At 71.9% G+C, this 13,627-nt stretch carries 14 protein-coding genes; 11 read left to right on the top strand and 3 right to left on the bottom strand.

Annotated features, from left to right (window positions below):
- The 8 genes from PKC53_RS17295 to PKC53_RS17260 form a co-directional block, all read left to right on the top strand.
- A partial coding sequence (locus PKC53_RS17295; protein WP_324430879.1) for a DNA translocase FtsK occupies positions 1 to 362 on the top strand: 362 nt, incomplete at its 5' end.
- A 19-nt stretch (positions 363 to 381) separates the two neighbouring features.
- A complete protein-coding gene (lolA, locus tag PKC53_RS17290; RefSeq protein WP_324430877.1) occupies positions 382 to 1,038 on the top strand; it encodes an outer membrane lipoprotein chaperone LolA in 657 nt (218 codons plus the stop codon).
- Positions 1,039 to 1,072: 34 nt separating this feature from the next.
- Positions 1,073 to 2,386, top strand: a complete 1,314-nt coding sequence (locus PKC53_RS17285) for a replication-associated recombination protein A (RefSeq protein ID WP_324430881.1) — start codon at positions 1,073 to 1,075, stop codon at positions 2,384 to 2,386.
- A 490-nt stretch (positions 2,387 to 2,876) separates the two neighbouring features.
- Positions 2,877 to 3,800, top strand: coding sequence for a branched-chain amino acid ABC transporter permease (locus PKC53_RS17280; RefSeq protein WP_324430875.1), 924 nt, complete (start codon positions 2,877 to 2,879; stop codon positions 3,798 to 3,800).
- Positions 3,801 to 3,810: 10 nt separating this feature from the next.
- Positions 3,811 to 4,896 carry an ABC transporter ATP-binding protein gene (locus PKC53_RS17275; RefSeq protein ID WP_324430873.1) on the top strand — a complete coding sequence of 362 codons (1,086 nt, stop codon included), beginning with the start codon at positions 3,811 to 3,813 and terminating at the stop codon, positions 4,894 to 4,896.
- A 10-nt stretch (positions 4,897 to 4,906) separates the two neighbouring features.
- On the top strand, positions 4,907 to 5,677 hold the full coding sequence (locus PKC53_RS17270; protein ID WP_324430871.1) for an ABC transporter ATP-binding protein: 771 nt from the start codon (positions 4,907 to 4,909) through the stop codon (positions 5,675 to 5,677).
- A gap of 106 nt (positions 5,678 to 5,783) precedes the next feature.
- Positions 5,784 to 6,497: an ABC transporter ATP-binding protein gene (locus tag PKC53_RS17265; protein ID WP_324430870.1), complete on the top strand. Its 714-nt coding sequence runs from the start codon at positions 5,784 to 5,786 to the stop codon at positions 6,495 to 6,497.
- A 127-nt stretch (positions 6,498 to 6,624) separates the two neighbouring features.
- Positions 6,625 to 7,470 carry a CsgG/HfaB family protein gene (locus PKC53_RS17260; protein ID WP_324430868.1) on the top strand — a complete coding sequence of 282 codons (846 nt, stop codon included), beginning with the start codon at positions 6,625 to 6,627 and terminating at the stop codon, positions 7,468 to 7,470.
- 76 nt (positions 7,471 to 7,546) lie between these two features.
- On the opposite strand, the gene PKC53_RS17255 is transcribed toward PKC53_RS17260, so the two are convergent.
- Positions 7,547 to 8,584 (bottom strand): CDP-6-deoxy-delta-3,4-glucoseen reductase, encoded by a 1,038-nt coding sequence (locus PKC53_RS17255; protein ID WP_324430866.1) that lies wholly within the window; start codon positions 8,582 to 8,584, stop codon positions 7,547 to 7,549.
- A gap of 98 nt (positions 8,585 to 8,682) precedes the next feature.
- Between PKC53_RS17255 and PKC53_RS17250 the strand changes: the two genes are divergently transcribed.
- A complete protein-coding gene (locus PKC53_RS17250; RefSeq protein ID WP_324430864.1) occupies positions 8,683 to 9,588 on the top strand; it encodes an NAD-dependent epimerase/dehydratase family protein in 906 nt (301 codons plus the stop codon).
- Positions 9,589 to 9,604: 16 nt separating this feature from the next.
- Here PKC53_RS17250 and PKC53_RS17245 read toward each other — a convergent pair whose 3' ends face one another.
- Both PKC53_RS17245 and PKC53_RS17240 read right to left on the bottom strand, forming a co-directional pair.
- Positions 9,605 to 10,696 carry a S1C family serine protease gene (locus PKC53_RS17245; RefSeq protein ID WP_324430862.1) on the bottom strand — a complete coding sequence of 364 codons (1,092 nt, stop codon included), beginning with the start codon at positions 10,694 to 10,696 and terminating at the stop codon, positions 9,605 to 9,607.
- A gap of 69 nt (positions 10,697 to 10,765) precedes the next feature.
- Positions 10,766 to 11,374 (bottom strand): rhomboid family intramembrane serine protease, encoded by a 609-nt coding sequence (locus tag PKC53_RS17240; protein WP_324430860.1) that lies wholly within the window; start codon positions 11,372 to 11,374, stop codon positions 10,766 to 10,768.
- A gap of 190 nt (positions 11,375 to 11,564) precedes the next feature.
- Between PKC53_RS17240 and PKC53_RS17235 the strand changes: the two genes are divergently transcribed.
- Together PKC53_RS17235 and radC are read left to right on the top strand one after the other, a co-directional pair.
- Positions 11,565 to 12,785 carry an integrase arm-type DNA-binding domain-containing protein gene (locus PKC53_RS17235; RefSeq protein ID WP_324430858.1) on the top strand — a complete coding sequence of 407 codons (1,221 nt, stop codon included), beginning with the start codon at positions 11,565 to 11,567 and terminating at the stop codon, positions 12,783 to 12,785.
- A 67-nt stretch (positions 12,786 to 12,852) separates the two neighbouring features.
- Positions 12,853 to 13,590 (top strand): DNA repair protein RadC, encoded by a 738-nt coding sequence (gene radC, locus PKC53_RS17230; RefSeq protein ID WP_324430856.1) that lies wholly within the window; start codon positions 12,853 to 12,855, stop codon positions 13,588 to 13,590.
- Positions 13,591 to 13,627: the final 37 nt, after the last annotated feature.

Here is a 13,627-nt window from a genome sequence, read left to right as displayed (position 1 = left end):
CGGTGCGCGTGCACGGCGCCTTCGTCAGCGACGACGAGGTGCACCGCGTGGTCGAGTACCTGAAGAGCCAGGGCGAGCCGAACTACGTCGAGGGGCTGCTCGAAGGCGGCGTGCTCGACGACGACGCCGGCGGCGCGGCAGGCGGCGACGCCGGCAGCGGCGAGGCCGACCCGATGTACGACCAGGCGGTGGCGATCGTGCTGCAGCACAAGCGCGCGTCGATCTCGCTGGTGCAGCGCCACCTGCGCATCGGCTACAACCGCGCCGCGCGGCTGCTCGAGCAGATGGAGAACAGCGGTCTGGTGTCGGCGATGGCGAGCAACGGCAACCGCGAGATCCTCGTGCCCAAGCGCGATGAGTAGGCTCCCGCCCGATGCGGCCATGCCGCCGCCCCCCGGCGGCGCCGTGGCCACGGCCCGCCGGGGCCGGCTGCGCCGCGTGGGCCTGATGGCCGGCCTGCTGCTGGCCTGCGCGGCGGCGCGCGCCGACGCCGTCGACACGCTGCGCGAGTTCGTGCGCGAGGTCAAGACCGGGCGCGCCGCGTTCACACAGACCGTGACGTCGCCGGACGGCAAGCGCGCGCGCACCTCGGGCGGGCGCTTCGAGTTCGCGCGCCCGGACCGCTTCCGCTTCGCGTACGCCAAGCCGTTCGAGCAGCTGATCGTCGGCGACGGGCAGAAGGTGTGGATCTACGACCCCGACCTGCAGCAGGCCAGCGTGCGGCCGATGTCGCAGGCGCTCGGCGCGACGCCGGCGGCGCTGCTGACCGGCACCACGCTCGAGCGCGACTTCGAGCTGTCGGCGCTGCCGGCGCGCGACGGCCTGGCGTGGGCACAGGCGAAGCCGCGGCGCGCCGACGCCGGCTTCGAGCTGCTGCGCGTGGGCTTCGCCGGCAAGCAGCTCGCGGCGGTCGAGATCGTCGACGGCTTCGGCCAGACCTCGGTGCTGCGCTTCAGCGAGGTCGAGCAGGGCGTCGAGCTGCCGGCCGAGACCTTCCGCTTCACGCTGCCGGCCGGCGCCGAGCTGCTGACGCAGTAGCGCCTGTGCCGCGGTGAGCGCGCCCACCGGATCGCTGTTCGACGATGCGGCGCCCGCCGCCGCGAGGCCGGGCGCCGACGCACCGCTGGCCGAACGGCTGCGCCCGCGCACGCTCGACGAGGTGATCGGGCAGGCGCACCTGCTGGCGCCGGGCAAGCCGCTGCGCGTGGCCTTCGAGAGCGGACGGCCGCACTCGATGATCCTGTGGGGCCCGCCGGGGGTGGGCAAGACCACGCTGGCGCGACTGCTGGCGGGCATCGCGAACGCCGAGTTCATCGTCATCGCGGCGGTGCTCGGCGGCGTCAAGGACATCCGCGAGGCGGTCGATCGCGCGCAGGCGGCGCGCGCCGCCGGGCGGCGCAGCATCGTCTTCGTCGACGAGGTGCACCGCTTCAACAAGGCGCAGCAGGATGCGTTCCTGCCGCACGTCGAGGCGGGGCTGTTCACCTTCGTCGGCGCGACCACCGAGAACCCGTCGTTCGAGGTCAACTCGGCGCTGCTGTCGCGCGCCACGGTGCACGTGCTGCATCCGCTGTCGCCCGACGAGCTGGCGCAGCTGCTCGAACGTGCGCGCACCGCGCTCGACGCGCCGCCGCTGTCCGATGCGGCGCGCGAGCGGCTGATCGCCTACGCCGACGGCGACGCGCGCCGGCTGCTCAACGCGGTGGAGAACCTAGTGCACTCGGCCGGCAAGGTCGCCGTGCTCGACGAGGCAATGCTCGAGACCGCACTGGGCGAGTTGCTGCGCCGCTACGACAAGGGCGGCGAGGTCTTCTACGACACCATCTCGGCACTGCACAAGGCGGTGCGCGGCTCCGACCCCGACGCGGCGCTGTACTGGCTGGTGCGCATGCTCGACGGCGGGGTCGACCCGCGCTACGTCGCGCGCCGGCTGCTGCGCATGGCCAGCGAGGACATCGGCCTGGCCGACCCGCGCGCGCTGCGACTGTCGCTGGACGCCGCCGAGGTCTACGAGCGTCTCGGTTCACCCGAGGGCGAGCTGGCGCTGGCCGAGGCGGTGGTGTACCTGGCGATGGCGCCGAAGTCGAACGCCGTCTACCACGCGTGGAACGAGGCGCGCGACTTCGTGCGCCGCGACGGCACGCGGCCGGTGCCGCTGCGGCTGCGCAATGCGCCGACGCGGCTGATGAAGGACCTCGACTACGGGCGCGGCTACCGCTACGCGCACGACGAGCCCGACGGCGTCGCCGCCGGCGAACGCTACCTGCCCGACGGCATGCCCGACGTCGAGTTCTACCGCCCGGTGGCACGCGGGCTCGAGATCCGCATCGCCGAACGCCTCGCCGAACTGCGCGCGCGCAACGCCGGCGCCCGCGGCGACGGCTGACGCGGCCGCGCATGCCGTTGCACTTGGCCGGTCTTCGGCGCGGCTGCCAACGTCGGTGGTGTGCAGCGACGTGAACACGCGCGCCGTTGCCGTGCGGATCGGTGTGGCATAGCGGTGTGCGATCCGCAGCAAACGATCGTCGCCGCAGTCGCCACAGTCGCCGCAGTCGGCACCGCCCGGCGCCGCTGCTGCCACCGCCGCCATCGCCATGTCGCGCGCGGCAGTGTCCCAGTCCGCAGCGGGCGGGGCACGAGCGGCCGACGCCGGGGCGACTCGACGACGGACGCGCACGCCTCGTTGCGACGCGGCGCAGGGGAAAGCCCTCGCGCGGCACCTCGAGGCGGCCCCTACAATCGCCGCCGGTCTGCCCCCGGCACCGCGCGCGTCGACGGTGCGGCCGGGTTCTTGCTAGCCACGGGGAGACGACGACCGTGCCGGCTCCCGAGGGGTGTCGCCGCGCCGTCTGCGGGCAACCATGGGAGACCCCTCGATGGACATCTTCTTTCAGCAGATCATCAACGGTCTGGTGCTGGGCAGCATGTACGCGCTCGTCGCACTGGGCTACACGATGGTCTACGGCATCATCGGCCTGATCAACTTCGCGCACGGCGACGTGCTGATGGTTGGCGCGCTGACGAGCTGGACCGTGGCCACGCTGCTCGCCGCGAGCGGGCTGCCCGGCTGGCTGATCCTGCTGATCTCGCTGGTGTGCGCGATCGTGATCTGCGCGACGCTGAACTTCACGATCGAGAAGGTCGCCTACCGGCCGCTGCGCAACGCGCCGCGGCTGGCGCCGCTGATCACCGCGATGGGCATGAGCCTGCTGCTGCAGACGCTGGCGATGATCATCTGGAAGCCCAACCCGAAGCCGTACCCTCTGCTGCTGCCCACCGAGCCGATCGACCTCGGCGGGCCGGTGATCAGCGTCACGCAGATCATCATCCTGACGGCCACCGCGGTGATCCTCGCGGTGCTGATGTTCATCGTCAACCGCACGCGGCTCGGGCGCGCGATGCGCGCGACCGCCGAGAACCCGCGCGTGGCCGCGCTGATGGGCGTGCGCCCCGACATGGTGATCTCGGCGACGTTCATCATCGGCGCGTCGCTGGCCGCGGTGGCCGGCGTGATGTGGGCGGCCAACTACGGCACCGTGCAGCACTCGATGGGCTTCCTGCCCGGCCTGAAGGCGTTCACGGCGGCGGTGCTCGGCGGCATCGGCAACCTCGCCGGCGCGGTGGTCGGCGCGCTGCTGCTCGGCCTCGTCGAGGCGCTGGGTGCCGGCTACCTCGGCGCGCTGACCGGCGGCGTGCTGGGCAGCCACTACGCCGACATCTTCGCCTTCATCGCGCTGGTGCTGGTGCTGACGCTGCGCCCGCAGGGCCTGCTCGGCGAGCGCGTCGCCGACCGCGCGTGACGGAGGCGCCGTGAAGAACAAGCTGATCCTGTTCCTGCTGGCCGCCGCGGCGTTGATCGTGCTGCCGCTGATCGCGCAGCAGTTCGGCGCCGGCTGGGTGCGCATCATGGCCATCGCGCTGCTGTACGTGATGCTCGCGCTCGGGCTGAACATCGTCGTCGGCTACGCCGGGCTGCTCGACCTGGGCTTCGTCGCGTTCTACGCGGTGGGCGCGTACATGTTCGCGCTGATGGCCAGCCCGCACCTGTTCGAGACCTTCGAGTGGATCGCCGCCGTGTTCCCGAACGGGCTGCACACGCCGATCTGGATCGTCGTGCCGCTGGCGGCGCTGCTCGCGGCGATCGCCGGCGTGATCCTCGGCACGCCGGTGCTGCGGCTGCGCGGCGACTACCTGGCGATCGTCACGCTGGGTTTCGGCGAGATCATCCGCGTGTTCATGAACAACCTCGAGCACCCGGTGAACATCACCAACGGGCCGCGCGGGCTCGACCGCATCGACTCGATGCGCCTGTTCGGCTTCGACTTCGGCCGCGCGATCGACATCGGCGACTTCCGCATCCCGTCGGTGACGCTGTACTACTACCTGTTCCTGCTGCTGGTCGTCGCCAGCGTCGTGATCTGCCACCGGCTCGAGCTGTCGCGCATCGGCCGCGCGTGGATGGCGATCCGCGAGGACGAGATCGCCGCCAAGGCGATGGGCATCAACGTGCGCAACATGAAGCTGCTGGCGTTCGCGATGGGTGCGGTGTTCGGTGGCGTCTCGGGCGCGATGTTCGCGGCGTTCCAGGGTTTCGTCTCGCCCGAGTCGTTCAGCCTGATGGAGTCGATCATGATCGTCGCGATGGTCGTGCTCGGCGGGCTCGGCCACATCCCCGGCGTGATCCTCGGCGCGGTGCTGCTCGCGGCGCTGCCCGAGGTGCTGCGCTACGTCGCCGGCCCGCTGCAGGACATGACCGGCGGCCGCCTCGACGCGGCGATCCTGCGCCAGCTGATGATCGCGCTGGCGATGATCGTCATCATGCTGATGCGCCCGCGCGGGCTGTGGCCGCCGCGCGAGCACGGCAAGGCGGCGCCGACGCAGGTGACGGTGAAGTGAGGGCGCGGCGATGACGACCCCCGTGCTCGAAGTCAGCGGCGTGTCCAAGCGCTTCGGCGGCCTGCAGGCGCTGTCCGACGTCGGCATCCGCATCCTGCCCGGCCAGGTCTACGGGCTGATCGGGCCCAACGGCGCCGGCAAGACGACCTTCTTCAACGTGCTCACCGGGCTGTACACGCCCGACAGCGGCAGCTTCCGGCTCGGCGGCGAGCCCTACGTGCCGACCGCGGTGCACGAGGTGGCGAAGGCCGGCATCGCGCGCACGTTCCAGAACATCCGCCTGTTCGCCGAGATGACCGCGCTGGAGAACGTGATGGTCGGACGCCACGTGCGCACGCGCTCGGGCGTGGTCGGCGCGGTGTTGCGCACCGCACGCTTTCGCGCCGAGGAGCGGGCGATCGCCGAGCGCGCGCGCGAGCTGCTCGACTACGTGGGCATCGGCCGCTACGCCGAGTACCGCGCGCGCACGCTCAGCTACGGCGACCAGCGCCGGCTCGAGATCGCGCGCGCGCTGGCCACCGACCCGAAGCTGATCGCGCTCGACGAGCCCGCCGCCGGCATGAACGCCACCGAGAAGGTCGTGCTGCGCGAGCTGATCGACCGCATCCGCAACGACGGGCGCACGATCCTGCTGATCGAGCACGACGTGAAGCTGGTGATGGGGCTGTGCGACCGCGTCACCGTGCTCGACTACGGCAAGCAGATCGCCGAGGGCACGCCGGCCGACGTGCAGAGGGACGAGAAGGTGATCGAGGCCTACCTCGGCGCCGGAGGACATTGACCACCCCCGAAGCGCCTGCGGCGCTTCCCCTCGAGGGGGCGACGCCCGCGGGCCGGCAGAGCCGGTGCCGCGGCGTCCGCTCGGACAGCATCGCCTTGGAGCGGCAATGAGTACGACGATGTTGAAGGTGACCGGCCTGAAGGTGGCCTACGGCGGCATCCAGGCGGTCAAGGGCATCGACTTCGAGGTGCACGAGGGCGAGCTGGTGAGCCTGATCGGCGCCAACGGCGCCGGCAAGACGACGACGCTCAAGGCGATCACCGGCACGCAGCCGGTGGCCGCCGGCGACATCGAGTACCTCGGCCGCAGCATCCGCGGCCAGGGGGCGTGGGACCTCGTCAAGCAGGGGCTGGTGATGGTGCCCGAGGGGCGCGGCACGTTCACGCGCATGACGATCACCGAGAACCTGCAGATGGGCGCCTTCGTGCGCCGCGACGCCCACATCGACGCCGACATCGACAAGGTGTTCTCGATCTTCCCGCGGCTGAAGGAGCGCGCGCGCCAACTGGCCGGCACGATGAGCGGCGGCGAGCAGCAGATGCTGGCGATGGGCCGCGCGCTGATGGCGCGGCCCAAGGTGCTGCTGATGGACGAGCCGTCGATGGGGTTGTCGCCGATCATGGTCGACAAGATCTTCGAGGTCGTCGCCGACATCCACGCGCAGGGCACGACGATCCTGCTGGTCGAGCAGAACGCCAGCCGCGCGCTGCAGCTGGCCGACCGCGGCTACGTGATGGACTCGGGCGAGGTCACGATGGCCGGCGACGCGAAGGCGCTGCTCGCCGACCCGCGCGTGCGCGCCGCTTACCTGGGCGAGTGAGGAGTCTGTGCGTCGACCATCCCTTGTTCGAGGGGGGGCTGGTGACGGCGTGTGAACGGCGCTTACTCTAGGATCCTCGGGTTGCCGGTCCGGCGGGCGGGGCGGCGGGACATCGTGGAGGATCGAGATGAACAACATGAAGGGTCCGTGGTCGCGCGTCGCGCTGGCGGTTGCGGCGGCGCTGGCGCTGGGCGGCTGCGTGGCCACCGCGCCGAAGATGGGCGAGTCCAAGGGCACGGTCACCGGCGCGGCCGGCGGCGCGTCGGCCGAAGGCGAGAACAAGCAGCTCGTGAAGTGCGACGAGACGCTGGGTACGCTGGCGCTGCAGGAAGACGTCAACGCCCCCTGGTACTACCAGCTGCGCCAGTACCAGCTCGGCTCGACGATCCCGGTGCTGCGGCTGATGATCCAGCAGAGCAACTGCTTCGTGATCGTCGAGCGCGGCGGCGCGATGCGCAACATGATGACCGAGCGTCAGTTGCAGCAAAGTGGCGAGATGCGCGCCGGCAGCAACTTCGGCCAGGGCCAGATGGTGGCGGCCGACTACACGATGAGCCCGAGCATCCAGTTCTCGGGCAAGACCGGCAACGTCGGCGGATTCCTCGGCGGTCGCCTGGGGCTGCTCGGCGCCGTGGCCGGCAACATGGGCACCAACGAGGCGTCGACGACGCTGCTGCTGATCGACAACCGTTCGGGCGTTCAGATCTCGGCGGCCGAGGGCAGCGCGAAGAACTTCGACTTCGGCTTCTTTGGCGCCGCGTTCGCCGGCGGGCTCGCCGGCGGCGGGGGTGGCTACGCGAACACGCCGCAGGGCAAGGTGATCGTCACCGCGTTCGCCGACTCGTACAACCAGATGGTGCAGGCGCTGCGCAACTACCGGGCGCAGACCGTGCGCGGCGGCCTGGGCACGGGCGGGCGGCTCGGCGTCGATGGCGGCACGACGCCGGCGTCGAAGGAGATCAAGAAGAAGTAGCCGGACTCCTGGCCAGTGCCTGACCACGGGAGCCTGCGGGCTCCCGTGTCCGATTTCGGGGTGCAGCGCCGCGACGCTACGCGCCGTGCTTCTCGGCTTCCGACGTGAAGCTGTCGGCGTAGAACTCGTCGCCGGGCAGGCCGCAGCGCGCGACGAAGTCGCGCTGCGCTGCCTCGACCATCACCGGCGCGCCGCAGGCGTAGACCTGATGACCCGACAGGTCGGGCAGGTCGGCCATCACGGCCTCGTGCACGAAGCCGGTGCGCCCGCTCCAGGCGTCGTCGGCACGCGGCTCCGACAGCACCGGCACGTAGGTCAGGTTCGGCATCGCGGCCGCGGCCTGCAGCGCCCACTCGTGCAGGTACAGGTCGGCGCCGCTGCGGCAGCCCCAGTACAGCACCGCGGGGCGGTCGATGCCCTTCATCCTCATGTGCTCGACGATGGCCTTGATCGGCGCGAAGCCGGTGCCGCTGGCCAGCAGCACGATCGGCTTGTCGCTGTCCTCGCGCAGGAAGAAGCTGCCGAACGGGCCCTCGACGCGCAGGATCTCCTTCTCCTTCATCGCGCCGAACACGTGATCGGTGAACCTGCCGCCGGGCATGTGGCGGATGTGCAGTTCGACCGCCGGTTGCTGCTGCAGCGTGTGCGGCGCGTTGGCCATGCTGTAGCTGCGCCGCGCGCCGTCGCGCAGGATGAACTCGAGGTACTGTCCGGCGCGGTACTTGAATGCGACGTTGGCCGGCAACTGCAGCGTGACGATGGCCACGTCGGGTGCCGGGCGCTCGATGCGCTGCACGCGCGCGGGCATCTTCTGCACAGGGAACTCGCCGGCGCCGGGCACGCTGCGCGCCTCGACGACGCAGTCGGTCTGCGGCGTCGCGCAACAGGTCAGGATGAAGCCGGCCTCCTCCTCGGCCACCGACAGCGCCTTCAGCTGGTGCGCGCCGTGAATCACGCGTCCTTCGAGCAGCCGGCTCTTGCACGATCCGCAGGCACCGTCGCGGCAGCCGTAGGGCAGACCGACGCCGGCGCGAATCGCCGCAGGCAGGATGGCTTCGTCGCGGGCCACGTCGAACGCGGCGCCGGCCGGCTGGATCGTTACTTTGAAGGTCATGGGCGGGCAGGGCCAGCGGCACTTACACTGCGCCGCCGCCAGACAGGGCGAAAGCGCGATTGTGCCCGCTGCCCTGCGGCCCACCGTCCGCCACACCGATGACCCCGCCCCGCCCGTGCCGCCGCCCGACGCTGCTGATCGTCGGCTGCGGCGACGTCGGCCTGCGCGTGCTGCGGCTGCTGCGCGGGCGCTGGCGTGTGCTGGCGCTGACCTCGACGCCGTCGCGGCGCGACGCGCTGCGCACCGCGGGCGCGGTGCCGCTGGTCGGCGACCTCGACGACGCCGTGTCGCTCGGGCGGCTCGGCGCCCTGGCCGACACGGTGCTGCACCTGGCGCCGCCGGCCGCCGGCGGCGCGTCCGACGCGCGCACCGTGCGGCTGCTGCGCGCGCTGCGGCGCGGTGGCCGCGTGCGCAGGCTGGTGTACGCGAGCACCACCGGCGTGTACGGCGACTGCGGCGGCGCGCGATTCGACGAGACGCGCCCACCGCGCCCCGCCACCGACCGCGCGCGCCGGCGCGTCGACGCCGAGGCCCGTGTGCGCTGGTTCGGCCGTGCCGCCGGCGCGACCGTCAGCGTGCTGCGCATCCCGGGCATCTACGCCCTCGACCGCGACGGCGGGGATCCGCGCGATCGCGTGCGCCGAGGCGCGCCGCTGCTGGCGCCCGACGACGACGTCTACACCAACCACGTGCACGCCGACGACCTCGCGCGCGCCTGCGTCGCCGCACTGCACCGCGGCGCGCCGCAGCGCGTGTACCACGTCTGCGACGACGCCGAGTCGCGCATGGGCGAGCACTTCGACCTCGTCGCCGACCTCACCGGCCTGCCGCGTGCGCCCCGCCTGTCGCGCGCCGAGGCCGCGGCACGGCTGTCGCCGATGCAGATGAGCTTCCTGTCCGAGTCGCGCCGGCTCGACAACCGGCGCCTGAAGCGCGAACTGCGCGTGCGGCTGCGCTACCCGACGGTGGCCGAGGCGCTGGCGCGTCCGCCGAGCGATTGCTGAGCGACGCGCCGGCGTTTCAGATGCCCCGCGCGCGGCGCAGCGTCGACTGGCGGTCGACGCTTTGCAGCCGCAGCGTGTGCGTGTCGTCGCCGCGGCGCACCTCGAGTCGCACCTCGCGCTCGGGGCCGCCGCCGGTCCACAGCGCCTTCCACAGCGTGTCGAGAGTGCTCACGTCGGCGCCGTCGATGCGCACGATGCGGTCGCCGACGCGCACGCCGCCGGCCTCGGCGGGGCTGTCCTCGCTGACGCGCACGACGCGCACCTGGCCGCGCTGCTCGACGCAGTTCAGCCCCAGCCAGGCGCGGCGGCTGGGCGCCGAGGTGCCGCGCGCCAGCAGTTCGTCGAGCACCGGGCGAAGCAGCTCGACCGGCACGAACATGTTGCCCGGCGTGCTGCGCGGGTCGTCGGCCGGCAGCGTGTCGGCCACCGCCAGCGAGCCGATGCCCAGCAGCTCGCCCTTCAGGTTGAACAGCCCGGCGCCGCTGTGGCGCGGCAGCGGCGGCGCGGTGAACAGCGCGTGTTCGATGTGGTACTCCCAGTAGCCGGAGAAGGGCCGCTGCGACATCAGCCGCGCGACGCCGACCACCGCGTCGCTGCCGCCGGTGGTCACCATCAGCGCGTCGTCGGTGGCGGCGCGCGCGCCGGCCAGCGGCGCCGGCTCGACGCGCAGCGGCACCAGCGGGCGCAGCAGCCCGAAGCCGGTGGCCAGGTCGTAGGCGACGACGCGCGCCGGCACCTCGCGCCCGGGTTCGACCTCGATGCGCACCTGCTCGGCCTCGAGCACCACGTAGCCGATGGTGAGCACCAGCCCGTCGGCGTCGATGACCACGCCCGAGCCCTCGCGCTGCCGCCCCAGCGTGGCCACCGAGCGCGCGTCGTCGACGGCGGTGGCGCGCACCCCCACGGTGGCGCGCGCCGCGCGTTCGAGCGCGCGCGTGGTGGCCTCGTCGAACGCCGGCCGGGTGCGGCGCCCGTCGTCGGCGGCGGTCAGCCCCGACAGCGCCAGACAACACGCCAGCAGGGCTAGGCGCACCCCGCGAAGCCCCGGATCGGACCAGCCTGCCATCGCCTGCACCCGCTTGTGCACGATGCGCACAGCATGCGACACCGCGGCGACCCTGGTCAGCCCAGGGGCATTGCCGGCCGGCGGGATGCCCGTGGCGGAGGGCTGCCGGTGTCAGCGCCGGCGCGCCCGCCCGAACGGCGGCTGGCCGCGCCAGTAGCGGATCATCAGGAAGCCGCCGAGCATGCCGCCGAGGTGCGCGAAGTGCGCCACGCCACTGCGCCCGGTCAGCCCGAGCACGAACTCGAGCGCGCCGAACACGATCACGAAGGTGCGCGCCTTCATCGGGATCGGCGGGAACAGCGGCACGATGGTGCGGTTCGGGAACAGCATGCCGAAGGCCAGCAGCAGCCCGTACAGCGCGCCGGACGCGCCGACCGTGGGGTAGGGCGAGCCCATCAGGAAGGTCACGGCGAGCTGCGCGGCCGCCGCGGTCAGCAGGCTGGCCAGCAGGAACTGCAGGTACCGTCGCTGACCCCACAGCCGCTCGATCTCGCTGCCGAACATCCACAGGCCGAGCATGTTGAACAGCAGGTGCGTCATGTCGCCGTGCAGGAATCCGTAGGTGACGACCTGCCAGGGCATGAAGCGTCCGCTTTGCAGCGGCCACAGCGCGAGCAGTGCCTCGAACGGCCCGAACACGCCGGGCAGCAGCATGCCGGCAAAGAAGATCGCCACGCAGGTCAGCAGCAGGGTCTTGGTGACGGGGGGGATGGGCGGCATCGGAAAACTGGTGCTGCGGAAGCAGCCGGCCGCACGCGAGTGGGTCGCGTGACGGCGGTCGGTGCCCTCGGTGGTGCCGGGGCCGGACACGCACTCTGCGGCTAAGGTACTGAGTCGGCTAGGTTTTCGAAGTCGGGCGCTACGATGTGCCCCCGAAAGTGCCCCCACGATCGGGGCGAAGGCATGATACGTGAAGCTCTCCGATGCCAAGCTGCGCACCCTGACGACCCCCGGCCGGCACTTCGACGGCGGCGGGTTGTACCTCGAATTGACGCCGACCGGCGGGCGGTACTGGCGGATGAAGTACCGCTACGGCGGGAAGGAGAAGCGCCTCGCCTTCGGGGTCTACCCCGAGGTGAGCCTGAAGGACGCCCGCGAGAAGCGCGACGCCGCGCGGCGCACGCTCGATCGTGGCGACGACCCCGGCGAGCTGAAGAAGGCGGCGAAGGCGCAGGCCGCGCACGAAGTCGCGACGCACTTCGAGGCGGTGGCCCGCGAGTGGATCGGGCACCAGTCGGGCGTATGGACGCCGGGGCACGCCGAGCGAATCCGCCTCACGTTCGAGGCCGACGTGTTTCCGAAGCTCGGCGCCCGCCCCCTGGCGAAGATCAGGCCCCGCGACGTGGCCGCGCTGGTGCGCACGATCGAGACGCGCGGCGCCCCGGAGGTTGCCGAGCGGGTGCTACAGCGCATTAAGGCGGTGTACCGCTACGCACTCGCCCGCGAGCTGATCGAGACGAACCCGATGCTCGATCTGAAGCCCGGCGAGCTGCTGAAGCCCCGCGCCGTGGCGCACCGCCTGGCGCTGTCGGATAGGGACTTGCCCGACTATCTCGACCGCCTGGCGCGGTACGAAGGCGACCCGACGACGGCGAACGCCCTACGGCTGTTGACGCTGACCGCGCTTCGCCCTGGCGAGTTGCGGGCGCTGCGGTGGGCGTGGATCGACGAAGCGGCCGCGGAGGCTCGCATTCCCGCCGAGGCAATGAAGATGCGTACCCCGCACACGGTGCCGCTCGCCCGGCAAGCCCTGGCGGTGCTGAAGGCACAGGCCGAACTGAGCGCAGGCCGCGAGCTGGTCTTTCCGAGCCCATACAGCCCGCGGGCGATGCTGAGCGAGAACACGCTGAACTCGGCGCTCGCGCGGATGGGCTTCAAGGGCTACGCCACGGCGCACGGCTTCCGCGCCCTCTTCTCGACCGTGGCGAACGAGTGCGGGCACGACCGCGATGCGATCGAGCGCCAGCTCGCGCACCGCGAGCGCAACAAGGTCCGCGCCGCCTATCACCGATCGGAGTACCTGGCCGACCGGCGCCGCCTGATGCAATGGTGGGCCGACTACCTCGACGGCGCCCGCGGCGGCAACGTGGTCCCCATCGGCGCCGCGAAGGCGAAGAAGGGGGGCGCGTGAAGTACGGCGACGGTTTTCTGTGGGGCAGTGGGGGCAGGGTGCGCCGAGAGCCCGCAAAGCCGCGCCAATGCTGGCGATCTGGCCGATTGACCGTGTGGGGGCAGAGTGGGGGCGAAGTGGGGGCAATGTGGGGGCAGTACCTTGTGAGGGGAGGAACAACACAGTGAGAACACCTCACACACACCTCTTGCTCGCACCGACCGCCGCGCCGCCGATCGCCCCGGCGAGCTTCGCCACCCGGCCGGCGCCCGACCCGCATCGCCTGGTGATCCGTGAGCCCGTGTCCGGGCGCCGCCGTGGCGCGAAAGACAACGCCGCCACGCGCGCCCCCGCGCCCGCCGCAGCGGTGGCCGGCGAGCTGCGCCGGCATGAGGACGCCGTGATCGCCGCCGCGCTGGCGATCCTTGACGCCCGGTTGCGCACACCGGGCGCCGCGTTCGACGCGCCGAACGAGGTGCGCGACTTCCTGCGCCTGCACTTGGCCGACCTCGATCGCGAGGTCTTCGCGGTGCTGTACCTCGACAGCCAGCATCGGCTGATCGCCTTCGAGGCGGCATCGGTGGGCACGCTGTCGCAGACCTCGGTCTATCCCCGCGAACTGGTGCGCCGTGCGCTCGAAGTGAACGCGGCCGCGGTGATCCTGGCGCACAACCACCCCAGCGGCACCGCCGAGCCCTCGAAGGCCGACGAGCACCTGACGCACGCGCTGAGGGCCGCGCTCGGCATCGTCGACGTGCGCACGCTCGATCACGTCGTGATCGGTGGCCGCGACGCGGTATCGTTCGCTGAATGTGGACGCCTGTGAAATGTTGAGCGCGGGGGCCAAGGAGGCTCCCGCCTTC

The organism is Azohydromonas sp. (assembly GCF_035325925.1).
In the GTDB taxonomy this organism is placed as follows: domain Bacteria; phylum Pseudomonadota; class Gammaproteobacteria; order Burkholderiales; family Burkholderiaceae_C; genus Calidifontimicrobium.
The sequence above is the reverse complement of the archived record's forward strand: the minus strand, read 5'-3'. Positions and strand labels throughout refer to the sequence as shown.